Raw genomic sequence first — 23,618 nt, 5'->3', positions numbered from 1 at the left:
TCAGGCGCGCAGGACGCGGACCGGCACCGATTTCGCCGCCGGCACATGCGCTTCCTTCTCGTGATGCCAGAGCGGGATCAGCCGGTTGAGCTCGGGATAGTAGCCGCCGACATTGCCCTTCGGGATCGAGAACTTGTGCACCCGCAGATTCTCCATCCGCCGCTCGACGCCGTCGTCGGCGTGGGTCTCGACGCTGACGAGATCCTGGTCCTCGAAGCCCAACCGATCCATGTCGGCCTCGTTCATCAGGAGCACCAGGCGCGAGCCGTGCACGCCGCGCAGCCGGTCGTCATAGCCGTAGACCGTGGTGTTGAACTGGTCGTTGGAGCGCAGCGTGATCAACTTCAGGACGTTCATGCCGTCGGTGTGGATGTCCGGATCGACGTCGAAGCTCTCGGGCGTCAGGAAGTTCGCCTTGCCGGTGTCGGTCTTCCACACCCGCTTGCAGGCGGCGAGGTCGCGGTGGAACCCGCCCGGCGTCAGGAAGCGCTTGTTGAAGTCCCTGAAGTCGTCCGGATAGGCACGCTCGATCGCATCGCGCACCAGCGCATAGTCTGCGACCCAGGCGTCCCAGGGCACGTCGGCCTTGCCGGCGACGGTCGCCTTGGCGAGTTCGGCGACGATCTTCGGCTCGGACAGGAGTTCCGGGGACGCCGGCGGGCGCCAGCCCTTCGAGCCGTGGATGCAGGCGGTCGAATCCTCGATCGAAACGGTCTGCGGCCCGCTCGCCTGGTCGTCGCGCTCGATCCGGCCAAGGCAGGGAAGAAGATAGGTCACCTCGCCGGGAATCAGGTGGTTCCGGTTCAGCTTGGTGGCGATCTGGACGGACAGGCGCAGGCGGCGCCAGCTCTCCTCCATCTTCTGCGTCTCGGGTACGGCCCGGATGAAGTTGCCGCCGAGCGCCACGAAGCCCTTCACCGAGCCGCCGATGATGCCCTCGCAGGCCTCCACGGTGTCGAGCCCCTTTTCGCGCGGCGGCTCGAACTTGTAGAGCTGCGCCAGCTTGTCGAGCGGCACGAGCTTGGGCTTTTCCGAGATGCCGACCGTGCGCTGACCCTGCACGTTGGAATGGCCACGGATCGGCGAGATGCCGGCGCCCAACTTGCCGATATTGCCCCGCATCAGCAGGAGGTTGACCAGCATCTGCACGTTCTTCACGCCGTGCCGGTGCTGGGTGAGCCCCATACCGTAATTGGCGATGACCTTCTTCGAGCGCGCATAGACCCGGCCGACATCCTCGAGCTCGGCGCGGCTGAGGCCGGAGCAGCGCTCGATGTCGCTCCACTCCTGCCGGCGCACGAAGGCCTCGAACTCGTCGAAGCCGTGGCAGTGCTCGGCGATGAAGTCGACGTCGAGCACCCGCTCCCGGCCCGCGGCCTTGGCCGCGTCGTCCAGTGCGAACACCGCCTTGGCGATCCCGGTCATCGCGGCGAGGTCACCGCCGCCCTTCACCTGGAAATACTCGCTCGACATTTTCGTCCCGGCGTCGGGCGAGAGCATCTCGACCGGCGACTGCGGGTTCTTGAACCGCATCAGGCCCCGCTCGGGCAGCGGGTTGAAGGTCACCACCGGCACGCCGCGCTTGCGCGCCTCCTGCACCGGGTGCAGCAGCCGCGGCGCGTTGGTCCCGGTGTTGTGGCCGAAGAAGAACATCATGTCGCACGCTTCGAAATCGGCGAGCGTGACTGTGCCGACCGGCACGCCGATCGACTGCGGCAGGCCGACCGAGGTCGATTCGTGGCACATGTTCGAGGAGTCGGGCAGGTTGTTCGAGCCATAGATGCGGGCGAACAACTGATACATGTGCGAGGCCTCGAGCGAGGCGCGGCCGGAGGCGTAGAAGACGACCGACGTCGGGTCGAGCGCCTGAAGCTCGGCGCCGATCTCCTTGAACGCAGCCTCCCAGGTCACCGGCACGTACTGGTCGAGCGAGCGGTCGTAGCGCATCGGCGTCGTCAGCCGCCCCTGCTTCTCCAGCGCATGGTCGTCCCAACCCAGCAGCTCGGTCAGCGTGTGCTTGGCGAAGAAGGCGCGGTCGCAGCGCTTCTTGGTCTGCTCCCAGATCGTCGCCTTGGCGCCGTTCTCGCAGAACTCGGCAGGATGCGGCTCGGCAGGCTTGGCCCAGGAGCAGGACACGCACATGAAGCCGCCCGGCTTGTTCTGCCGCCACAGAGTCTGCCAGATCGTCGACAGCGCCAGCTTCTCGCGGAAGGCATAGCGGGCGACCGATTTGAGCGAGCCCCAGCCGCCGGTCGGATGATGGTAGTCTTTCACCACCGGCTCGGATGTGCGCTCGCTTCGCTGCATGGTCGATCTCCCTTCGTTGCGGCAGCGACGACGAGGGTGGCCGCGCCTCGGCGGCCGGTGCTACCGGGGCGGGAACGGTCGTACTCCGGCGGAGTTCCGGCGCGGGCCGCGACAGATCGCGCGACGCGTACCGACCGCCGTGTCTCAAGACGTTCAAACACCACGAAGAACGACTTCCGATTGCATTTTCTGACGCAACGTAAGATGTTCAAACCATCGCGTCGGCACGGAGACGGGCTTCGTCATGTTCGGCACCCTGATCGAGACAGGTATCGGCCTCGCGCTGGTCTTCCTGTTCATGAGCCTGATCGCGACCGCCCTTCGCGAACTCATCGAGAACTGGTTCCAGACGCGCTCCACGAACCTCGAAAGGGGCGTGCGCCAGATCCTCGGCAATCGCCGCGAACTGGTCGAGGCCTTCTATGGCCATCCCATGATCGTCGCGCTCTACGAGGGCACCTACCGCCACACGCCGCAGGGCGGGCGCGTGACGCTGGACGGCAAGCCCGGCAACCTTCCCTCCTACATCCCACGACAGAGCTTCGCCCTCGCCGTCCTCGACGTCGCCGCCTCCACGCTGGACAACGGCCGCGCGCTCTCGCTCGCCGAGCTCGAGGCTGCCCTGCGCAAGACCGAGCCGCGCAACGAGGTGCAGGAGGTCGTCCTGACCATGCTGAATGCCGTCGGCGGAGACATGGACCGGCTTCGCAAGACGCTGGAAGAGTGGTTCGACGGCACGATGGACCGTGTCTCCGGCTGGTACACGCGCACCAGCGGGCGCTGGATGCTCGGCATCGGCCTCGGGGCGGCAATCGTCTTCAACGTCGATGCCTTCGCGATCGCCGACAAGCTGCTGCGTGACGAGACGCTGCGCGCCGCTGTCGTCGCGCAAGCGGAAAGCGTGCGGGCACGGGGCATCGCGGACCTGCCGGGTGCAGGCGCCCCGGCTGCGCCCGGCGATGCCGGCACCGCCGCCGACGCTCCCGTCGGCGCCGATCTCGGGGCCCTGTCCGGAGCGCTCCAGGATCTCGGCCTGCCCCTGGGCTGGCGGTGGTCGACGACACCTGGTCCGGTCCCCTATCCCCAGTTCTGCCCCTCACGGGCCGCGTCGAAGGGCGGCGACACGGGGACGGACGACTGCCAGAAGGCCGGCTCCCTGTTCCTGATGCCGTTCGGCTGGGTCATCACTGCTCTGGCCATCATGCTCGGCGGACCCTTCTGGTTCGATGTCCTCAACAAGTTCATGGTCGTGCGCTCGACGGTGAAGCCGAAGGAAAAGAGCCCGGACGAGCGTTCGGCCGACCGCTGACGCAACGGCATCGACCCACGCGAAAACACGCGTTCAGTCGGCCGACAGATCTGAGGAAACGACGCTGGTGCTGCGAGAGAGGATTGAACTCTCGACCTCTCCCTTACCAAGGGAGTGCTCTACCACTGAGCTACCGCAGCTCGCCGAAGCGACGCGGCGGCTTTTGCCATAGACCTTCCGTAAGCGCAAGGCGTTGGCGCTCATCCTGGCCAGCCTGGCGAAAGGCAGTTTCACGGACCGCCTCGCCCCGGCCGCAGGACATCGCACCGGCAACCGTCCTGGTGAAGAGGCCGCGTGCGAGGGCTGCTTCGAGCGAGCTCGTGAACCCGAGTCCGTGCAGTTCGAACGAAGGCTGGACAGCCCCGAAAGGCTTCTCTATAAGGCCCGGACTCGCGAGCGAGACGCCCCACCAGGCGGCGCCTCCGCAGCGTGATGCCCAGGTAGCTCAGTTGGTAGAGCATGCGACTGAAAATCGCAGTGTCGGTGGTTCGATTCCGCCCCTGGGCACCATCCCACCGCTCCTGAGTTCTCGTTAAGCCCTCTGAGCAGCTCGAGTTTTACCGGCCGTTCGGCGGCCGGTGGCGGAACAGGTCGTAGCCGCACAGAAGCACGGCGACGACGACCACCGCACCGAGATCGAGCCGAGGCACCCAGAGCATCAGGATCGCGAGGAAGCCGCAGAACACCGCGAAGGCGAGAAGGGTGAGGAACCGTTCGAGCGTCATGCTGCCACCTCCAGGCGCTTGAGCACGGTCTGCAGCCAGGCTGCCGTGCGCACCAGCCGCGCATCCTCGCCCGCCCGCGCCGCGAGGTGCACCGCGACCGGCCGCCCACTCGCGTCCTGCAGCAGCGGCAGCGTCACGAGCGGCAGGCCGAGGAAGACCGCGAGTGCGGGTCCGTCCGGAAGAACGAGGACGTCGCAGCGTTCGAGTGCGTTCTCGAGCCCCGCGCGCAGCACGCGTCGCCAGTCGAGCGCGGCGAGATAGTCGCCGGCGCGAATCGCCGCCCCCGCCTCGATCAGCGCCAGCGTGCGGGCCGGCAGCGACGTCTCGAAGCGCCGGCGGATGGGCGCCAGGGCGTGCGCCGCCTCAGCCGCCAGCACCCGCCGCATCTGTTCCCCGGCTTGCGCGAATGGCGCGGGGAGGCGCGCGGCGAAGGCGCCGCTGCCGAGAATGTCGCACAGCGCGTCGTGGGCCTCGGCGCCCGCCGCGTCGCCGGCGATCCCCGGCAGCGAGAGGAAGCCAAGCGTCGGCGCCACCGGTGGCCGGCCCGCCGCCGCTTCGGCGAGCCGAGGCGGTGGCGCAGGCAGCAGGTCCGACGACGTGCCGCAAAGCCCGTCGGCGAGGCGCGCCGCCGCGTCGAGGTCGGCTGCGACGACGCATGCCGCGTCGAGGCCGGGCGCGACCGGCAGGATGCCGGCACGATCGATCAGGCCCGGCGTCGGGCGCAACGCAACGAGATCGTGCTGGCCCGCGGCGACGGTAAGGCTGCCGTCCGCGTCGGCCCCGACGCCGAAGACGGCCTGACGCGCGGCGAGCGCCGCCACGAGACCCGGCGGCTGGCGGCTCGCTGGACGCTGCCCGGCCGGCACCCCCTCGGCCGTCGGCACCGTCAGACTCTCGCCGGCGACACCTAAGTCACCGGAAAGCGCTGGCCCGCTCGACACCGGCTCGGTCGACAGCCCGGGCAACCGCGGCTTCGCCTTGCCGACGATCACCGCGCCCGCCCGACGCAGCCCTGCGACGAGGGCGGCGTCCTCTTCCGGAACGCGGTCCCTGAGCGCGGCGAGGCCCTGCCCCGTCGGCATGCGCGCCGTGTCGATCCCGTCCTCGACCGCCACCGGCAGTCCGTGCAGCGCGCCGATCGGCCGCCCGCGCAGCCGCTGCGCGTCGAGATGCTGCGCCTGCCGCCGCAGATGCTCCGGATCGTGCCAGGCAAGCCCGGCCGCGCCCTCCGCGGACAGCCGGGCGATCAGGACCTCGGCGAGCTCGCCCGCGCGCAACGCCCCCGTCGAAAGCCGATCCAGGAGAAGCCCGACGGGCGCATCGAGAAGCCGGGGATCAGCGGTCATAGAACATCTCCGGCAGCGCATAGACCGCCTGCGGCGCGAGATAGACGATGGTCATGGCGATGAAGACCATCGCCAGGAAGGGCAGGACGCCGGCGAAGATCTGGGTCAGCCGCACCTCCGGCGGCGCGATGCCCTTCAGATAGTAGGCCGACATCGCCATCGGCGGGGTCAGGAACGAGGTCTGCAGGTTCAGCGCGACGAGGACCCCGAAAAACAGCGGATCGATGTCGAAGATCTTCAGGAGCGGCAGGAAGATCGGCACGAAGATGATGATGATCTCCGACCACTCGAGCGGCCAGCCGAGCAGGAAGATGATCAGCTGGGCGAGCAGCAGGAACTGCAGCGGCGTCAGGTCGAGGCCGCCGACGAACTCGGCGATCACTCGCTCGCCGCCGAGATAGGAGAAGACCGAGGAGAAGGTGTAGGAGCCGACGAAGAGCCAGCACACCATCGCCGTGGTGCGGATGGTCAGGTAGACCGACTCGCGCAGGCGCTGGAACGACAGCGCCCGGTAGGCGAGCGCCAGCACGATGCCGCCGAGCGCGCCGATCGCCGCCGCCTCGGTCGGCGTCGACAGGCCGAAGAGGATCGAGCCGAGCACGGCGAGGATCAGCAGGGCAAGCGGGAGGAACGAGGTGACGATCATGCCGATCATCCGGCCGATCGGGACCGGCGGCACCTCCTCGACCGTCGGGCGCGGCGCGGCCGAAGGCTGCAGGATCGAGCGGCCGACGACATAGACGAGATAGAGGCCGACGAGGATCAGGCCGGGCAGCATGGCGCCGGCATAGAGCCGCACGATCGAGACGCCCGAGGCCGCCGCATAGACGATCAGCATGATCGAGGGCGGGATCAGGATGCCGAGCGTGCCGCCGGCGCAGATGATGCCGGCCGCGAAGGAATGGTCGTAGCGCGCCTTCAGCATCGCCGGCAGCGCCAGCAGCCCCATCAGCGTCACCACCGCACCGACGATGCCTGTGGCCGTCGCGAACAGCGCGCAGGTGATCAGCGCCGCGACGCCCATCGAGCCGGGGATCCGGCGCGCAGCGACGTTCAGCGTCGAGAACAGCCGGTCGACGATGTTGGCCCGCTCGACCACGTAGCCCATGAACAGGAACAGCGGCACCGCGGTCAGCACCTCGTTCGACATCACCGTGTAGGTCTGGTTGATGAAGAGGTCGAAGACGCGGTTGTTGAGGAAGCCGTCGATCCAGAGCGAGATCGAATCGAAGGTCGAGGCGGTCTCGTCGAGCCGGTTGAAGCCGCGCCACATCCGCGGCGCGTCGAAATAGGCGTAGTAGCCGAAGCCGATGCCCATCGCCATCAGGGTGAAGGCGATGGGAAAGCCGAGGAAGACGAGGAGGATGAAGAGCCCCAGCATGGCGAGGGCGATCTGCGGGTCGGTCATGGGTGTGCGTCGCCTTCCGCCGCGCTCGCCTGGCGCATCATTGCGTCTTCGGTCTCCTCGACGTCGCCGTCGCCGCGCAGCCAGACGCCGGTGCGCAGGCAGTGGACGGCGCGCAGGACTTCGGCGATTCCCTGGATGAAGAGGAGGATGCCGGCCGCCACGATCACCGTCTTGAACTGGAAGATCGGGATGCCGGCCGGGCTGTTGGCGCTCACCTCGCCGTAGCGCCAGGAGCGGCTGGCATACTTCCAGCCGGCGGCGATCAGTGCCGTCACGCCGGGAAAGAAGAAGATCAGGTAGAGGACGAGGTCGACCGCCGCCTGCGTGCGGGGCGGCCACATCCGGTAGAGGAAGTCGCCGCGCACGTGGCCGCCGCGCGACAGCGTGTAGGCGCCGCCCATCATGAACAGCGTGCCGTACATGATGAAGGACACGTCGAAGGCCCAGGGCGTCGGGCTGTTCAGGACGTAGCGGACGAAGACCTCGTAGCTGGTGCCGAAGGTCATCAGGATGATCAGCCAGGCGAACGCCTTGCCGAAGGCCGCCGACAGCGCGTCGGCGAAGCGGATGAAGGAGAGCATGGACGTCCCGTCGTAACGCAGGGTGCAAAGCCCCGAAGGCGGGTCCGGCAGCGCCCGTCGGCGCCGCCGGAAGGGGACCGGATGAGACCGCTCAGGTCGGAAGCTTCCCCGGGAAGAAGTGCTCGTAGGCCAGCCGGTAGTCCGGCGCGTTCAGGAGCTCGTAGTAGGTGACGCGCTCCACCCAGGCGCGCTGGCTGTCGAGCACCTTCTTGATGAAGGGATCGCTTTCCAGCTGCGGGATCATCGCGCTCCAGGCCTCGAGCTGCGCCGACAGGATGTCCTTCGGCGTCTGCTGGATCTTTACCCCGTCCTCGTCGCGCAGCGCCGCGAGATCGGCCGAATAGTTGTCGAGTGCGAAGGCGGTGTTGTAGGTCGAGGCCGCCTCGACCCCGTACTCCATGATCGCCCGCAGGTCGTCGTCGAGATCGTCCAGGAAGTCCTTGTTGAACAGGAACTCGAAGGCCTCCGACGCCTGGTGGTAGGAACCGAGATAATAGTTCTTGGCGACGTCCTGCGCGCCGAAGCGCCGATCGGAGGACGGGTTGTTGAACTCGAAGGCGTCGATCACCCCGCGCTCCATCGCCGGCACGATCTCGCCGCCAGGCAGCTGGGCGACGCTCATGCCCATGGACTGCATCAGGTCCGCCGCCAGGCCGACGGTGCGGTACTTCAGGCCCTTGATGTCGCCGGCGCCGGCCACCGGCTTGGTGAACCACCCGAAGGGCTGGGCGGGCATCGGGAAGCCGAGCAGGCCGACGATGTTGAGGCCCATGTTGTCCTGGGTCAGCTCGCGGTAGAGCTCGCGCCCGCCGCCTTGGTAGAACCAGGAGAGCATCGTGGTCGGATTGCCGCCGAAGACCGGGCCGGTGCCGAACAGCGAGGCGGCCTTGTTCTTGCCGTACCAGTAGGCGCACACCGAGTGGGCCGCATCGAGGACGCCGTCGTTGACCGCGTCGAGCACCTGGAAGGCGCCGACGACCGCGCCGGCCGGCAGAAGATCGATCTTGATCCGCCCGCCGGACATCGTCTCCACCCGCTTGACGTACTGGCCGGCCATCTCCTGCCAGACGTCGGAGGCGGGCCAGGAGGTCTGCATCTTCACGACCAGCGGCGCCTGGGCCAGCACGGCCGGCGCGCCAAGCGTGGAGGCGGCGACGGCACCGCCGCCGACGAGGCCGGTGCGCAGGAAGGCACGGCGGTCGACCGGCTTGCGGTGAACGGATTCGGTCTGCGTGTCAGCCATTCTTGTTTCCTCCCATCCGGACACGCCACCGCGCCCGTTGCTTCACCTGAACGGCCCTTCCAGGGCTCGAAGCGTCGAGCGGCCGGCGCCTTCAGCACTCGGGTCCGGGGGCGGCGCGTCACGCGGTCCGCCCGCGCCTGCGCCCCTCCCAGGACGCAGGCGTCACGCACCGTCAGCGGGCCTCCCAACCCGCCTCCGGTCAGATCAGCGTAGGTGAATGCGGAAGATGCGGCAAGGTGCCGCGGCTATGACGTTAGGATAAGACCGATACAGCCGTTGCTGCAGCGCGAAGGTCTTCCGTCTGCAGATCGCACTGCAGGGGCGGCCAAGACGTCAGCTATCCTTACGAAACATGCGATAGGAGGCCTCCGCCCGATCGGGCGTTGCTTCTGCCTCGATCACCGCGAGGTCGGAGAGCATCGTGTGGAACTCGGACTTCACGCAGGCCGGGTCGGCATTGGCCGCATCGCCCGTCAGCGCCAGTGCCTGACAGCGGCAGCCGCCGTAGTCGACATGCTTGCGTTCGCAGCTGCGGCAGGGCTCCTTCATCCAGGCCGTCCCGCGATAGGCCTCGAAAGCCGGGTCGCTGGCCCAGATGTCGGCGAGCGCGGTGTCACGCACCGAGGCGAAGCGCAGATGCGGGATCGTCTGAGCCGCATGGCATGGCAGCACGAGCCCCGCCGGCGTCACGCTCATCACGCGTGCGCCCCAGCCGCCGTTGCACAGCTTCGGGAAGCGCGCGTAGTAATCCGGAAACACCGCATCGATCGTCAGAACGCCGCGATGGCGCTCGCGCGCCGCCTCGACCTCGACGATCGTCCGGTCGACGTCGGCGCGGGCCGGCATCAGCTGCCCACGGTTCTTCAGCGCCCAGCCGTAATACTGGGTGTGGGCGATCTCCAGCCGCTTGGCGCCCCAGGCGACGGCCGCCTCGATCAGCGCCGGAACCTGATGGATGTTGAAGCGATGGATCACCGCGTTCAGCGTCAGCGGAAAGCCGCGCTCCACCACCTTGCGCGCGAAGGCCGCCTTGCGCTCGAAGCCGCCGCGATATCCGCCGACCGCCTCCGTCGTGCCCTCGTCCGCGCCCTGCAGCGACAGCTGCACATGGTCGAGACCAGCCTTGTAAAGCGCGTCCAGCGTCGCATCGGAGACGCCGATGCCTGACGTGATGAGGTTGGTGTAAAGCCCGACCTCGGCACAGTGGCGGGTCAGCTCGACGATGTCCTTGCGCGCCGTCGGCTCGCCGCCGGAGAGGTGCACGTGGATGACGCCGAGCGCGGCCGCCTCGGAGAACACCCGCTTCCAGGTGTCGGTGTCGAGTTCTGCCGAGCGGGCGTCGAGTTCGAGCGGGTTGGAGCAGTAGAGGCAGCGCAGCGGGCAGCGGTGCGTCAGCTCGGCGAGGAGGCCGAGCGGCGGCGGCGTGGCGATCGGCGTCGCGGCGGCAGGGCCGGCCGACGGCGTCGGCGTGACGATCTCGTTCATAGCGTCACCATCTGCTTGTCGCGCAGGTTTATCAGAAGCTCCTCGACGTCCGGTCGGATCTGGTCGCTGCCGACCGTGAAGGTCGCGGAAAGATCGGCAACGATCGCCGCGAGCGTCGCGGCACCGTCGCAGCGCTTCAGGATCTCGGTCGCGATCTCGTCGCAGGTGAAGATCCGCTCGGGTGCGACGAGGATTGTGCCGCCGCGCGCGTGATCCTCGCGCAGGCGCACGCCGCGCGGCAGGGTCGGCACGCAGTCGTCGGCGAGCGCGCTCATCGGACCGCCTCCCCCGGCCGCCAGGCGCCCGGCGGCACGTGGCCCGGCTCGACATAGGCGTAGTGCAGCGCGTCGAGCTGGCTCCACAGGACGGCACACTTGAAACGGAGCGCGTCGAGCACGGCCTCCTGGTCCTCGCGTCGCCGCGCGTGCTCGACGCAATAGGCGAGCGCGAAGTCGGAATCCGCCTTGGCCTGTCCCGGCCGCTTGTCGAAATAGGCGAGCGTCTCGCGGGTGACGAAGGGATAGTGCTCCAGCATGCCGCGCACCCGCTCGCCGATGATGTCGGGCGAGAAGAGCTCGGTCAGCGACGAGGCGATCGCCTCGAGCAGCGAACGCTCGCGCACGAAATGCACGTAGGCGTCCACCGCGAAGCGTGTGCCGGGCAGGATACCCTCTCCGGAGACGACGAGGTCGCGGTCGAGCCCGACGCCTTCGGCGAGCGCGATCCACTTGTCGATGCCGCCGCGCGTCTCGCCTTCACCGTCGTGGTCGATGATCCGGCGGCGCCATTCGCGCCGCAGCGCGCCAGTCGGCAACCGCGCCAGGATATGTGCGTCCTTGATGGGGATCTGCGACTGGTAATAGTAGCGATTGAGGGCCCAGGCTTGCACCTGCGGCTTTTCAAGCCGCCCGGCATGCAACAGGCGATGAAACGGGTGCAGGTGGTGGTAGCGCTCGGCACCGATGGCCCGCACCGCCGCCACGAAGTCGTCCGGCGACATCAGCGCGCGCTCGTTCAGCTCCGTCATGGCCGCAACTCCATACCGTCCCGCGCCACCTCCCAGCCGGCCTCCTCCACGATCCGGCGCTCGGGCGAGTCCTCGATCAGGATGGGGTTGGTGTTGTTGATGTGGATGTAGATCCGTCGACCGACATCGGCATCGGCCAGCGCGAGGAGGCTGCCGTCGGAGCCCGCGATCGGAAGGTGTCCCATCCGTCGACCGGTCTTCTCGCCGACGCCCGCCTGCCGCATCTCGTCGTCCTCGAACACCGTCCCGTCGAACAGCAAAAGGTCGGTCCCGGCAATCCGCTCGCGCAGACGTTCGGTCACCGCAGCGCAGCCGGGGATGTAGTGCGCGGTCCGCCCCCTGGCCTCGAGCCGGACGCCGACCGTCATCTCGCCTTCGGAGCCGACGTCCACAGACTCACCTTCCAGATACAGCGGCACCTTGCCGGGCACCGCAAACAGGGTCACCGACAGTCCAGGCACGGGCTCGAAGGTCTCGTCGAGCCGAGCCGCGCGGCGCGCCACGAGCGTGGGATCGAGGACGCCGAAGATCGGGTTGTCCGCCAGCACCTGCAGAACTTCGCCCGTGGCATGGAGCGTCAAAGGCTGGCGCTCCCGCAGCGTCAGAAGTCCCGCCACGTGATCGACGTCGCCGTTCGTCAGGAGCACCGCGCGCAGCGGCGAATGACGGGACGATACATCGGCCATCGCAGCCGGAGCCACCGCGGGCGTATCGATGATCTGCTGTCGCAGATCCGGGGATGCGTTGATCAGAAGCCAGTGCTCGCCGTCCGCGGTCGCGGCGATGGACGACTGCGTGCGCACCGCCACGCGGGTGTCGCCCGACCATGCCAGCGCACAGACCCGACAGCGGCAGTTCCACTGCGGGTATCCGCCGCCCGCCGCCGACCCCAGGACGACGACGCGCAGGCGGGGAATTCCCCGCCTGCCATCATCGGATGCGACGCTCAATCAGAATTCAATCGGCATGTAGCCGTTGATTTCCATCGCGACGCAGACTTCGGTCACTGCAGGTTTCTTCCAGGCCATGGGGTCCTCCACTTGGCTATCGGCAAAGCCGACGGTTTTCCACGGTGCCCAGTCGCAACAGCATGCGCGGCTCAAGGTTCCCGGTCAAGCCGTCGCACAATCCAAAGGCAGACGATGCCGCCGTCTCGGGCATCGGCGCTTTCAGGCCCTCACCGCACCACCAGCACCGGCACGGTCGTCGCGCGGATCAGCGCCGTGGTGGTGCTGCCGACGATGAGGTGGCGGATGCGCGAATGGCCGTAGGCGCCCATGACGAGAAGGCCGATGCCGTCGCGCTCGACCCGTTCGGCGATCGCGGCTTCCGGCTCGCCCTCCCCGACCCCGACGCTCACCTGGTAGCCGGCGCCGACGAGGCGCTGCTGCGCCTGGCGCAGCCGCTCGCCGGGATCGCCGGCGGCCTCGCCGACCATGAACAGGTGGCAGGGCAGGCCGGCGAGCAGCGGGCTGTCGGCCAGGCGCTCGATGATCGCGTGCGAGCTGCGGCCGCCGTCGAAGGCGACCATGAAGCGCTCCACCGGCCGGAAGGCACGGGAGGCGACGAGCAGCGGCTTGCGGCTCGTGCGGATCACCCGCTCCAGGTTGGAGCCGAGATGGCCCTTGGCGAAGTCGGCGGCCTCGCCGCGCTTGCCGATCACCACCAGCCGCGTCTGCGGATCGAGCTCGGCGATGGCATCGCTGAGGTCGCCATGCCGCAGCCGCTCGTGCACTTCGCCGACCCCGGACGCGCGCAGCCGCTTCACCGCCTGCTCGACCATCACCCGGCCCCGCTCGCCCGCGAGCTTGGCCTTCTGCGCGTCGAGTTCGGCGAGTTCGGTCAGCAGCGTCTCGCGCGCCCCGAACTCGAGGGCCCCCGAGAAGTCGTAGAGCGTCGAGGGCACCTCGCGCCGCCCCAGCGCGTGCAGGACGTCCACCGGTGCGCCGAGGCGCTGCGCCGCCCAGGCGGCATGGCCGCAGACGCTGGTGCCGTAGATCGACCCGTCGATGCAGGCCAGAATGGTGTTCATCGCTTCCTCCCGCCGCGTCCTCAGTGCCCGGCGACCAGGTCGGTCGCGCCGGGCTTGTCGTGGATGGCGAGCTTGTCGACCAGCGTCGCGCTCGCCTCGTTGAGGCCGAGGATCTCAACCTCGGCGCCCTCCCGCCGGAACTTCAACACGGCCTTGTCGAGCGCCGCAACGCCGGACAGATCCCAGATGTGCGCAGGGCCGACGTCGATCACGACCTTTTCCAGCGATTCGCGGTAGTCGAAGGCCTTGGCGAAGCGGTCGGCGGAGGCGAAGAAGACCTGCCCCTCAACCCGGTATGTCCGCGTGTGGCCGTCCGCCGACAGGGTCGAGCTGACGCGGAAGAGCTGGGCCACCTTCCAAGCGAAAAAGACGCCCGACAGCATCACGCCGACGACGACGCCGATCGCGAGGTTGTGCGTCCAGACCACCACCACGACCGTCGCCAGCATGACGGTGGACGAACGGCGCGGATGGCTCCTGAGGTTGACGATCGAGCTCCAGGAGAAGGTGCCGATCGACACCATGATCATCACCGCGACGAGCGCCGCCATCGGGATCACCCGCACGAAGTCGCCGAGGACGACGACGAGGAACAGGAGAAACACGCCCGCCACGAAGCAGGAGAGCCGGCCGCGCCCGCCCGACTTCACGTTGATCATCGACTGGCCGATCATGGCGCAGCCGGCCATGCCGCCGAAGAAGCCGGTGACGAAGTTGCCGATCCCCTGGCCGACGCATTCGCGGTTCTTGTCCGACTCGGTGTCGGTGAGATCGTCGATCAGCTGCGCCGTCATCAGCGACTCGAGCAGGCCCACGATCGCGATGCCCGCCGAATAGGGCAGCACGATCAGCAGCGTCTCGAGGTTGAGCGGGATCTGCGGCAGCAGGAACACGGGGAAGGCGTCCGGCAGTTCGCCCATGTCGCCGACCACCCGGACGTCGAGGCCGAGCGCCAGCGACACCGCCGTGATCAGCACGATCGCCACCAGCGGCGAGGGAACGGCGGTCGTCAGCCGCGGGAGCAGGTAGATGATGGCGAGCGCGGCGGCGACGAGCACGTAGGTGAGCGGCGGCACGCCGACGAGTTCGGGCAGCTGGGCGAGGAAGATCAGGATCGCCAGCGCGTTGACGAAGCCCGTCATCACCGAGCGCGAGACGAACCGCATGGCATTGCCGAGCTTCAGGACGCCGAGCAGCATCTGGAGAAGGCCGGCGAGGATCGTGGCGGCGAAGAGGTATTGCAGGCCGTGGTCGCGCACCAGCGTCACCATCAGGACGGCCGTGGCGGCCGTGGCGGCTGAGATCATGCCGGGCCGACCGCCGAAGATCGCGGTCAGGACGGCGATCGAGAAGGAGGCGTAGAGCCCGACCTTCGGATCGACGCCGGCAATGATGGAGAAGGCGATCGCCTCCGGAATGAGGGCGAGCGCCACGACGAGGCCGGCGAGGAGGTCGCGGCGGACATTGCCGAACCACTCCCGGCGGAGCGTTTGAACTGAGGTCATCTTGTCTACCGTAGGACCGGCGGCGGATCGCAGCGCCGGCCGCAAGGTTGGCCGGGGGATGGGCGCCCGGCGTAGCCACCCGCGCTCGCGGGTCCATGCGTGACAGCTCGGATGCCATGTTGCACCTGCTAGATCAACCGCTGATCGCCGCCGCCCGCCCGCAGCCCTCCCCTTGCACAAAACCGTCATGTGACGGCGGCATAAGCACCTCGCACGCCTCTCACTCCGGATCCGCATGGCCAGCCTCACCCTCGACCGCCTCGGCAAGAGCTTCGGTGCCGGCCGCGCCGTCGACGACGTCTCGCTCACCGTGCAGCCCGGCGCGTTCCTGGCGCTGCTCGGCCCATCCGGCTGCGGCAAGACCACGCTCTTGCGCCTCGTCGCCGGCCTCGAACGACCGACCGCCGGCGCGATCCGCATCGGCGAGAGGGTCGTCTGCGACGATCGCAGCTTCGTCGAACCCGAGGCACGCGGGCTCGGCATGGTGTTCCAGTCCTACGCGCTCTGGCCGCACATGTCGGTCGCTGGCAATGTCGGCTTCGGCCTGAAGGTGCAGGGCCTGACCCCCGCCGAACGGCGCCGCCGCGTCGCCGCCGCGCTCGAGACGGTCGGGCTCGGCGGCTATGGCGCACGCCGCCCGGCCGAGCTGTCGGGTGGCCAGCGCCAGCGCGTCGCCCTCGCCCGATGCCTGGCGCTCGAGCCGCCGCTGATCCTGCTCGACGAACCGCTCGCCAACCTCGACGCGCACCTGCGAGGAGCGATGCAGCGCGAGTTCCGCCGCATCCACCGCGAAAGCGGCACGACCTTCGTCTACGTCACCCACGACCAGAGCGAGGCGATGGCGCTCGCCGACCGGATCGCCGTGCTCGACCGCGGCCGGCTGCAGCAGATCGCCTCGCCGACCGAGCTCTGGCGGGCGCCGGCCAATGCCATGGTCGCCGGATTCATCGGCGGCGCGGCGATGCTGCCCGTGGACGTTGTCGCCGTGGAGCCAGACGGCACCCGCCGGATCACGCTCGCCGGCCAGGTGCTCGCGGTGCCGGGCCTCGCCGAACCCGGCGCCGGACTGCTGGCGCTGCGACCCGCCGACGTCGAACTCCTCCCGATCGAAGCTGCACGGGCGAGCCGGCTGCCGACCGCCGTGGTGACCGACAGCGTCTATCGCGGCGACGGCTTCGTCTGCGATCTGCGGGTGGAGGGGCTTGCGGATGCGCCTCTTCAGGCCGTCGCGACCGCGGCTCTCGAGCCCGGTGCGGCAGTCGGCCTGCGCCTGCGCGGCGGCTGGGTGGTTCCGGCCAGCGACGGCGGTTGAGGCTCCGCCGGAACCGCGACGGCCGCGTCTGTCACCGAACTGTTAAACGCGCTTGCTAGCGGTGCCGAAGGATCGAGCCCGTCCGGCCGGTCCGTCGACCGCGCCTCGGCGCCACCCCTCCTCGCAAGGGATCCAGCCATGATGCCCGTTCTGAAGTCGGCGCTTGCCGGCCTGCTCCTCACCGCCCTGTCCGGCGCCGCCTCGGCCCAGAGCGCCGACACGGTGACCGTCTACACCTCGCAGCCGACCGAGCAGATGGCCGCGGTCATCGAGGCGTTCAACAAGGATCACCCGGAGATCAAGGTCGACCTCTTCCGCTCCGGCACCACCGAGGTGATGAACAAGCTGCAGGCCGAGTTCCAGGCTGGCAGCCCGCAGGCCGACGTCGTCCTGATCGCCGACGCGGTCGCCATGACGCGCCTGAAGAACGACGACCGGCTGATGACCTATGCGGATGCGCCGGTCGAGAACCTGCCGGCCTCGGTCGTCGATCCGGACAGGACCTTCTTCGGCACCAAGCTGATCACCACCGGCATCATCTACAACACCAACCTCGTGAAGACGCCGCCGACGTCGTGGAAGGACCTGACGGCGCCGGACGTCGCCTCCAAGCTGATCATGCCGAGCCCGCTCTATTCCGGCGCCGCGGTGATCCATGTGGGCACCGTGGTGCAGCAGCCCGAGCTCGGCTGGGACTACTACCAGACGCTCGCCGACGCCGGTGCGGTCGCCGGCCAGGGCAACGGCACGGTCGTCGATGCCGTGGCCCGCGGCGAAAAGGCCTATGGCATCATCATCGAGTACATGGCGCTGAACGCCAAGGCGAAGGGCTCGCCGGTCGACTTCGTGTTTCCGGCCGAAGGCGTCTCGGTGATCACCCAGCCGGTGGCGATCCTCAAGGGCACCAAGCACGAGGCGGCCGCCAAGGCGTTCGTCGACTGGCAGCTGTCGAAGGCCGCGCAGGAGCAGTCGGTCGCGCAGGGCTACTTCCCGATCTTCCCCGACATGACCCCGCCCAAGGGCTATCCGGCGGTCTCGTCGCTGAAGTTCCTCGACGCCGACTACACGAAGATGCTCGGCGACGACGAGGCGAACAAGAAGGAGTTCGCCGAACTCTTCGGTGGCTGATACTCCCGCAGGTCGGAGCGCTGCCGCGCTCCGACCTCCTTCCCCCTACGGCGCAGCGTCAGTGACAGTCTCCGATGAATCCGCCGGGTCGGCCGGCCGCCTTCGCCATGCGCTTGTGGCCCGTGTACCGCGCCTCTCCGGCGAGACGATGCTTCTCGCGCTCGTCGCCGTCTATCTGGCGGTTCTGACGCTCTGGCCCCTCGGCCGGCTGCTCGTGGAGGCGCTCGGCCCCGGACGCGACGGCGCGCCGCTCGGCCTCCTCCTCGACCAGTGGTCCAGCCGCTCGACCGAGCGGGCGCTGATGAACACGCTCGGGGCCGGCGTCCTGTCCGCGCTCCTGTCGGCGGTGATCGGCACCGCGATGGCCTTTGCCGTGAGGCTGACCGACATCCGCGGCAAGACCGCGATGGTCTTCGTCCTGATGCTGCCGATCCTGATCCCGCCGCAGATCACCGCGCTCGCCTGGATCGATCTCGTCGGACCGTCCAGCCCGATCCTCGCCCCGCTCGGTCTCGCTGCGCCCTACGGCGCGACCAATCCGCTCTATTCCTTCGGCGGCATCGTCTTCGTGATGGGCATCGAAAACTCGACGCTGGTCTTCCTGGCCGTGCGCGCTGCGCTCGCCGCGCTGCCGCGCGACGTCGTCGAGGCCGCCCGCGTGGTCGGCGCCAGGCCGGTCACGATCGTGCTGCGGGTCGTCCTGCCGCTGACGCTGTCGTCGATCCTCGCGGGGCTGATCCTCGCCTTCGTCTCGGCCATCGGCAATTTCGGCGTGCCCGCCCTGCTCGGCATTCCCGGACGGGTCACCGTCCTGACCACGCTGATCTACCAGCGGCTGAACGGCTTCGGCCCGTCGGTGCTCGGCGAGGTCGGGGCACTCGCCCTGATCCTGGTGCTGCTGGCTGTCGCCGCCCTGGTCGTGCGTGCCCGGCTCGCCGCCCGCCATGCCGTCGCGATCGACCGATCCGGTGCCGGGCTCGAACCCTTCCGGCTCGGACGCGCCCGCCGGCCGGCCGAGCTTGCGGTCTGGGCGCTGCTCGGCACGATCTCGCTGCTGCCGCTCGCCGCCCTTCTGGCGACGTCGCTCACGCCGGCGGTCGGCGTCCCGCTCGGCTGGGACACGGCGACGCTCGACAACTACCGCTTTGCGCTCGTCGGCAACGACGCGACGCGGCGCGCCTTCCTCAACAGCTTCGTCCTCGCCAGCGCCACCGCGATCGTCTGCGCCGGCCTCGCCGTGCCGCTCGCCTATCTGTCGGTGATGCGCCGGCGGCGCTTCGCCCGCGCGCTCGATCTCGTCGCCGACACGCCCTACGCCATACCGGGCATGGCGCTGTCGATCGGGGTGATCATGGCCTTTCTGCCGCCGCTGCCGCTTCTCGGCGTCTCGCTCTACAACACCCTCTGGATTCTGCTCGCGGCCTATCTCGCGCGCTTCTTGACCCTGGCGCTGCGGCCGGTGGTCTCGGGGCTCGAGACGATCGAGCCGGCGCTCGACGAGGCGGCGCGCATCGTCGGCGCCGGGACGGTCCGCCGGCTGTGGTCGATCGTCCTGCCCGCCGCCGCGCCCTTTGCGGGGGCCGGCGCCCTCCTCATCTTCATGACCGCCTTCAACGAGCTCACCGTCTCGGCGCTGCTCTGGTCGACCGGCCACGAGACGCTCGGCGTCGTCGTGTTCTTCCTGAACTACGAGGGGAATGCGACAGCCGCCGCGGCGCTCGCGGTGGTCACAGTGGCGGTGACGCTGGCGCTCGCGGGGCTCGTCTCGATGTCCGCCCGCCGTCTGCCGGCCGGAACCGTGCCGTGGCGAGCGTGAGCGCGCGCGGCCTCCGCATCAGCCGGTGCAGCGAATCAGCTTCAGCTTCGGGGCGATGGAGGTGTCGCGGAAGGTCACCCGCATCTCGCCCGGCGAGGCCTCTTCCATCTCGGCGATGGCGTAGCCCAGCTTGCGCCCGACGATACGCGCCTGATCGACGTTGACCGCACTGATCTGACGGGAGAACTCCCGCGGCTTCTGGCTCATCAAGGTGGCCAGCATACCGATCTCCACACCTGCGGCGAAGGACGGATCCTGCCCAGGAAAGCGGATGCGCAACTGCTCGTCCAGATGAATTGCCCTCACGACCGAATCTCCAAACTCGAACCGTTCAAAGTTTCACTGAGCAGGGTTAAAACGCTGTAAACCGAGCCGTATTCCGCGATGGAATCAGTCAGCCGCCTTGGATCGCGGTGGTCGCACGGTAAAGGCGACGGTTCGGCTTTTCGAAGGCAACAAGACTTACCAACGGGATCCCTCCGCGCGCTTTGCGCGCAGGGATATGGGGAAAACGCACCGCCCGCGCCGGCTCGATGCCATCTTCCGGCCGGATTTCGCCGCAGCGAAATGGACAGCGCTGCCGCGACCGGCGCAATGTGGTCCTCTTGTCAGTCTGCAGGAGGTTCAGATGAAGCGGGTCAAAGTTCTGCTCGCGAGCGCCGTCGTCGGCGCTCTCACGCTCGGGGTTGCGGGAGCGCTGGCGCAGGCGCCGCAATTCTTCCGGATCGGCACCGGCGGCACGGCCGGCACCTACTATCCGATCGGCGGCCTGATCGCGAACGCCATTTCCGGCAACGGCGACAAGGGCGTGCCGGGACTCGTCGCCACCGCCGTCGCGTCCAACGGCTCGGTCGCCAACATCAGCGCCATCCAGTCCGGCCAGATGGAATCGGGCTTCTCGCAGTCCGACGTCGCCTACTGGGCCTATACCGGCACGGGTCTCTATCAGGACAAGGGCAAGGTCGAGGACCTGCGCCTCATCACGACGCTCTATCCCGAGACGATCCACCTCGTCGCCCGCAAGGACGCCGACATCAACTCGGTCGCCGACCTCAAGGGCAAGCGCGTCTCGCTCGACGAGCCCGGCTCCGGCACGATCGTCGACGCCCGGCTGGTCCTCGGCGCCTACGGCCTGAAGGACGACGACCTCGAGGCGGAGTACATGAAGCCCGGACCGGCCAGCGAGCGGCTGCAGGACGGCGCGCTCGACGCCTACTTCTTCGTCGGCGGCTACCCGACCGGCGCGATCTCCGAGCTCGCCAACTCCACCGCCATCAAGCTCGTGCCGATCTCCGGGCCCGAAGCCGACAAGCTCCTGACGGACTACGGCTTCTTCAAGAAGGACACGGTGCCCGCCAACACCTATCCGGGCGTCGACGCGACCGACACCATCGCGGTGGCCGCCCAGTGGGTGACGAGCGCCAAGCAGTCGGACGACCTCGTCTACGCCATCACCAAGGTGATGTGGAACGAGGCGACCCGCGCCGCGCTCGACGCCGGCCATGCCAAGGGCAAGCTGATCCAGCTCGACACCGCGACCACCAGTCTCGGGATCCCGCTGCATCCGGGCGCAGAGCGCTTCTACAAGGAAGCCGGCGTCCTCAAGTAAGGCCGCCCGCTTCACCACGATCGACGACCCGGCGGCGCCGCGCCGCCGGGTCGTTTGGCCATCGTCGCGGCAGCAGGACACGCGCAAGGACATGACCACCCAGCCGGACGGCATCGGGCCGATGGAGCTCGACGAGGACAAGGCGCGCGAGCTCGAGGAGCGCTTCGACGCCGAGATCCGCTTCCGTCCGCTGCTGCCGACCGCGGCCTGGGTGGTCGGCGGGCTGCTCGTGGCGCTGTCGATCTTCCACTACTACACCGCCGGCTTCGGCCTGCTGCGCGAGACCATGCACCGCGGCATCCACCTCTCGATGGTGCTGGCGCTGATCTTCCTCGTCTTCCCGCTGACCGCACGCGGCTACGCGCCGGCGCAGCGGTCGAGCGCCATGGCGCCGCTCGGCGTGCCGCTCTACGACTGGCTGATCGCGCTGCTGGCGGTCGCGGCCGTCATGCACGTGCCGCTGATCCCGCTCGACGACCTCGCCTTCCGCGTCGGCAATCCGAGCACGGCCGACGTGTGGCTCGGCGGCGCGCTGGTGCTGATCCTGCTCGAGGCGACGCGCCGCTCGGTGGGCTGGCCGCTGCCGGTGATCGCCGTCCTGTTCATGCTCTACGCGCTCTACGGACCGTCGATGCCGGGCATCCTCGTCCACCCGGGCGCGACCGTCGCGCAGCTCGTCAACCACCTCTATCTGACCTCGCAGGGCATCTACGGCATCGCGCTCGGCGTCGTCGCCACCTACGTCTTCCACTTCGTGCTGTTCGGCGTCTTCGCCACCCGCATCGGTCTCGGCCAGCTCTTCCTCGACTGCGCCGCCTTCGTCGCCGGGCGCTTCGCCGGCGGCCCGGCCAAGGTCTCGATCTTCGGCTCGGCGCTGTTCGGCATGATCTCCGGCTCCTCGGTCGCCAACACCGTGACCGTCGGCTCGCTCACCATCCCGGCGATGATCCGCCTCGGCTACCGCCGCGAGTTCGCCGGCGCGGTCGAGGCCGCCTCCTCGACCGGCGGCCAGATCACCCCGCCGATCATGGGGGCCGCGGCCTTCCTGATGATCGAGTTCCTCAACCTGCCCTACACGACGATCATCCTCGCCGCCGTGGTGCCGGCCTTCATGCACTTCTTCGGCGTGCTCCTGCAGGTGCATTTCGAGGCCAAGCGCAGCGGCCTGCGCGGCCTGCGGCCGGACGAGATGCCGGACCTCAAGGCGGCCTTCAGGCGCGACTGGCCGACGGTGATCCCGCTGGTCGCCCTGATCGGCGTCCTCTTCGCCGGCTACACACCCTATCTCGCCGCCTTCTGGGGCATCACGCTCTGCATCGCGGTCGGCCTCCTCAACCCGAAGAAGCGCATGAGCGTCGCCGACATCGTCGCCTGCCTGCGCGACGGCGCCAAATACGCCCTCGCGGTCGGCGCGGCCGCGGCCACCGTCGGCATCATCGTCGGCGTCGTGACGCTGACCGGCGTCGGTTTCAAGATCTCCTACATCGTCACCACCACCGCGGCGCAGATGTCGAGCGTGGCGAGCGCCATCGTGCCCGCCTGGCTGATGGCCGCGCAGACCATGACGCTGCTCTTCACCCTCGTCATGACCGGCGTCGTCTGCATCCTGATGGGCTGCGGCATCCCGACCACGGCGAACTACATCATCATGGCGACCATCGCCGCACCGACGCTCGGCCTGCTCGGCGTGCAGCCGATCGTGGCCCACTTCTTCGTCTTCTATTACGGCGTCCTCGCCGATATCACGCCGCCGGTGGCGCTCGCCGCCTATGCGGCGGCCGGCATGGCCGGGGCCGATCCGTTCAAGACCGGCAACGCCGCCTTCCGGCTCGGGCTCGGCAAGGCGCTGGTGCCCTTCGTCTTCGTCTTCTCGCCCTCGCTGCTGCTCGTCACCGACTGCTTCACCTGGACGAGCTTCATCCTCGCCTTCGCCGGCTGCGTGGCGGGTATCGCCTGCCTCGGCGCGGCGCTCTCCGGCTGGTTCCTGACGCGCACCGCGACCTGGGAGCGCGTGCTCCTGACGCTCGCCGCCGTCCTCCTGATCGCGCCGGAGCTCTATTCGACGCTCGCCGGCGTCGTGCTCCTGGTGCCCGTCGCGATCCGCCAGTTCGGCGGGCTCGGGCGCGGCGAAGGCGGCGGCCCCGTCACGGCCTGAGCGCCGGCCGCGTGATTTTCTGCACCGCCTTCAAGGCGGCTGACCACGAAGGCAGACCGTGCCTGGTGTCGTCAGATCGAGATCGCGGCGACATTTCTCCCGCAGACATCGTCGGCACCTCCGCGAAAGGGGCCGCAAGCCCTCCGGGCTAGATCGCCTTTCCGGACCCTCCGTTCTTCCGCGATGCGTCATAGGCATGCTGGGCCTTCTCCAACGTAGGGCCATTGGCGAGTGACCAGTTGTACAGAGCAGCGAAGGGTTCGCGGAGCGAGCAGCCGAGATCGGTGATCGTGTACTCGACCCCGATCGGCTGCGTCGGCAAGATCTTGCGGCTGATCAGGCCGCTGCGCTCCAGACGCTTCAACGCCTCGGACAACGCCTTGTGGGTGATGCCGTCGAGGCGGCGCTTGAGGTCGTTGAACCGCGCCGGTTCCGTGCAGAGCACGCTCAGGATCAGCACCGTCCACTTGTTGGCGATCTGTTCGAGGATGGGCCGCGTGGCAGTAACATCGAGCGGCAGTTCGAGCACGTCGTCGGACATCGATATACGCCTCGCTATCTACGCACCGACAGGTGCGTTCTTGCGCTTAGATATAGAGAATATATCTGCACGTCATCACCAGCGATGTG

At 68.6% G+C, this 23,618-nt stretch carries 19 protein-coding genes, 2 tRNA genes, 1 pseudogene and 1 other annotated feature; of the genes and pseudogenes, 7 read left to right on the top strand and 15 right to left on the bottom strand.

Annotated features, from left to right (window positions below):
• A complete protein-coding gene (locus NPA30_RS13200) occupies nucleotides 1-2,307 on the bottom strand; it encodes an FdhF/YdeP family oxidoreductase (RefSeq protein WP_256803164.1) in 2,307 nt (768 codons plus the stop codon).
• Nucleotides 2,308-2,551: 244 nt separating this feature from the next.
• On the opposite strand from NPA30_RS13200, the gene NPA30_RS13195 reads away from it, so the two are divergent.
• The gene (locus NPA30_RS13195; protein ID WP_256803163.1) at nucleotides 2,552-3,616 is read left to right on the top strand and encodes a hypothetical protein; all 1,065 of its coding nucleotides are present in this window, start codon (nucleotides 2,552-2,554) and stop codon (nucleotides 3,614-3,616) included.
• Nucleotides 3,617-3,681: 65 nt separating this feature from the next.
• On the opposite strand, the gene NPA30_RS13190 is transcribed toward NPA30_RS13195, so the two are convergent.
• Nucleotides 3,682-3,756, bottom strand: a tRNA-Thr gene (locus tag NPA30_RS13190).
• A 294-nt stretch (nucleotides 3,757-4,050) separates the two neighbouring features.
• Between NPA30_RS13190 and NPA30_RS13185 the strand changes: the two genes are divergently transcribed.
• A tRNA-Phe gene (locus NPA30_RS13185) sits at nucleotides 4,051-4,126 on the top strand.
• Between the two features lie 47 nt (nucleotides 4,127-4,173).
• Here the strand turns inward: NPA30_RS13185 and NPA30_RS13180 are convergent.
• The 11 genes and pseudogenes from NPA30_RS13180 to NPA30_RS13130 form a co-directional block, all read right to left on the bottom strand.
• A complete protein-coding gene (locus NPA30_RS13180; protein WP_256803162.1) occupies nucleotides 4,174-4,341 on the bottom strand; it encodes a hypothetical protein in 168 nt (55 codons plus the stop codon).
• Nucleotides 4,338-5,687, bottom strand: coding sequence for an amidase family protein (locus tag NPA30_RS13175; protein WP_256803161.1), 1,350 nt, complete (start codon nucleotides 5,685-5,687; stop codon nucleotides 4,338-4,340). The genes NPA30_RS13180 and NPA30_RS13175 overlap by 4 nt, the downstream gene beginning before the upstream one ends.
• Nucleotides 5,677-7,095, bottom strand: a complete 1,419-nt coding sequence (locus tag NPA30_RS13170; protein WP_256803160.1) for a TRAP transporter large permease — start codon at nucleotides 7,093-7,095, stop codon at nucleotides 5,677-5,679. The genes NPA30_RS13175 and NPA30_RS13170 overlap by 11 nt, the downstream gene beginning before the upstream one ends.
• Nucleotides 7,092-7,676, bottom strand: coding sequence for a TRAP transporter small permease subunit (locus tag NPA30_RS13165; RefSeq protein WP_256803159.1), 585 nt, complete (start codon nucleotides 7,674-7,676; stop codon nucleotides 7,092-7,094). The genes NPA30_RS13170 and NPA30_RS13165 overlap by 4 nt, the downstream gene beginning before the upstream one ends.
• A 91-nt stretch (nucleotides 7,677-7,767) precedes the next feature.
• Nucleotides 7,768-8,919 (bottom strand): TRAP transporter substrate-binding protein, encoded by a 1,152-nt coding sequence (locus NPA30_RS13160; RefSeq protein WP_256803158.1) that lies wholly within the window; start codon nucleotides 8,917-8,919, stop codon nucleotides 7,768-7,770.
• Between the two features lie 333 nt (nucleotides 8,920-9,252).
• On the bottom strand, nucleotides 9,253-10,395 hold the full coding sequence (gene pqqE, locus NPA30_RS13155; protein ID WP_372338803.1) for a pyrroloquinoline quinone biosynthesis protein PqqE: 1,143 nt from the start codon (nucleotides 10,393-10,395) through the stop codon (nucleotides 9,253-9,255).
• Between the two features lie 5 nt (nucleotides 10,396-10,400).
• Nucleotides 10,401-11,431, bottom strand: a pseudogene (gene pqqC / locus NPA30_RS13145) (pyrroloquinoline-quinone synthase PqqC).
• Nucleotides 11,428-12,339 carry a pyrroloquinoline quinone biosynthesis protein PqqB gene (gene pqqB, locus NPA30_RS13140; RefSeq protein ID WP_256803256.1) on the bottom strand — a complete coding sequence of 304 codons (912 nt, stop codon included), beginning with the start codon at nucleotides 12,337-12,339 and terminating at the stop codon, nucleotides 11,428-11,430. Before pqqB ends, pqqC begins: the two are co-directional and overlap by 4 nt.
• Before the next feature lie 42 nt (nucleotides 12,340-12,381).
• Nucleotides 12,382-12,459: a pyrroloquinoline quinone precursor peptide PqqA gene (pqqA, locus tag NPA30_RS19630; RefSeq protein WP_372338802.1), complete on the bottom strand. Its 78-nt coding sequence runs from the start codon at nucleotides 12,457-12,459 to the stop codon at nucleotides 12,382-12,384.
• Between the two features lie 149 nt (nucleotides 12,460-12,608).
• Nucleotides 12,609-13,463 (bottom strand): universal stress protein, encoded by an 855-nt coding sequence (locus NPA30_RS13135; protein ID WP_256803154.1) that lies wholly within the window; start codon nucleotides 13,461-13,463, stop codon nucleotides 12,609-12,611.
• Between the two features lie 20 nt (nucleotides 13,464-13,483).
• Nucleotides 13,484-14,968: a SulP family inorganic anion transporter gene (locus tag NPA30_RS13130; RefSeq protein WP_256803153.1), complete on the bottom strand. Its 1,485-nt coding sequence runs from the start codon at nucleotides 14,966-14,968 to the stop codon at nucleotides 13,484-13,486.
• Nucleotides 14,969-15,013: 45 nt separating this feature from the next.
• Nucleotides 15,014-15,066, bottom strand: a sequence feature (sul1 is cis-regulatory element that is thought to sense ions involved in sulfur or methionine metabolism; They are found in Alphaproteobacteria).
• A gap of 137 nt (nucleotides 15,067-15,203) precedes the next feature.
• Here NPA30_RS13130 and NPA30_RS13125 point away from each other — a divergent pair.
• From NPA30_RS13125 to NPA30_RS13115, 3 genes are all read left to right on the top strand, one after another.
• Nucleotides 15,204-16,280 (top strand): ABC transporter ATP-binding protein, encoded by a 1,077-nt coding sequence (locus NPA30_RS13125; RefSeq protein ID WP_256803152.1) that lies wholly within the window; start codon nucleotides 15,204-15,206, stop codon nucleotides 16,278-16,280.
• Nucleotides 16,281-16,418: 138 nt separating this feature from the next.
• Nucleotides 16,419-17,408 (top strand): ABC transporter substrate-binding protein, encoded by a 990-nt coding sequence (locus NPA30_RS13120; RefSeq protein WP_256803151.1) that lies wholly within the window; start codon nucleotides 16,419-16,421, stop codon nucleotides 17,406-17,408.
• A 148-nt stretch (nucleotides 17,409-17,556) separates the two neighbouring features.
• Nucleotides 17,557-19,224 carry an ABC transporter permease gene (locus tag NPA30_RS13115; RefSeq protein ID WP_256803150.1) on the top strand — a complete coding sequence of 556 codons (1,668 nt, stop codon included), beginning with the start codon at nucleotides 17,557-17,559 and terminating at the stop codon, nucleotides 19,222-19,224.
• 18 nt (nucleotides 19,225-19,242) lie between these two features.
• Here NPA30_RS13115 and NPA30_RS13110 read toward each other — a convergent pair whose 3' ends face one another.
• Entirely contained in the window at nucleotides 19,243-19,530 is a 288-nt protein-coding gene (locus tag NPA30_RS13110) for a hypothetical protein (protein ID WP_256803149.1), read from the bottom strand.
• Between the two features lie 322 nt (nucleotides 19,531-19,852).
• Here NPA30_RS13110 and NPA30_RS13105 point away from each other — a divergent pair, with 322 nt between their 5' ends.
• Nucleotides 19,853-20,833, top strand: coding sequence for a TAXI family TRAP transporter solute-binding subunit (locus NPA30_RS13105; protein WP_256803148.1), 981 nt, complete (start codon nucleotides 19,853-19,855; stop codon nucleotides 20,831-20,833).
• A 91-nt stretch (nucleotides 20,834-20,924) separates the two neighbouring features.
• Complete coding sequence (locus NPA30_RS13100) at nucleotides 20,925-22,988, top strand: TRAP transporter permease (protein ID WP_256803147.1); 2,064 nt, start codon at nucleotides 20,925-20,927, stop codon at nucleotides 22,986-22,988.
• Between the two features lie 148 nt (nucleotides 22,989-23,136).
• On the opposite strand, the gene NPA30_RS13095 is transcribed toward NPA30_RS13100, so the two are convergent.
• Entirely contained in the window at nucleotides 23,137-23,529 is a 393-nt protein-coding gene (locus tag NPA30_RS13095; protein WP_256803146.1) for a winged helix-turn-helix transcriptional regulator, read from the bottom strand.
• Nucleotides 23,530-23,618: the final 89 nt, after the last annotated feature.

Origin of the sequence: Mangrovibrevibacter kandeliae (assembly GCF_024519155.1) — a bacterium.
GTDB classification, from domain to species: domain Bacteria; phylum Pseudomonadota; class Alphaproteobacteria; order Rhizobiales; family Rhizobiaceae; genus Mangrovibrevibacter; species Mangrovibrevibacter kandeliae.
This window is presented reverse-complemented; position numbering and strand designations above follow the sequence as displayed.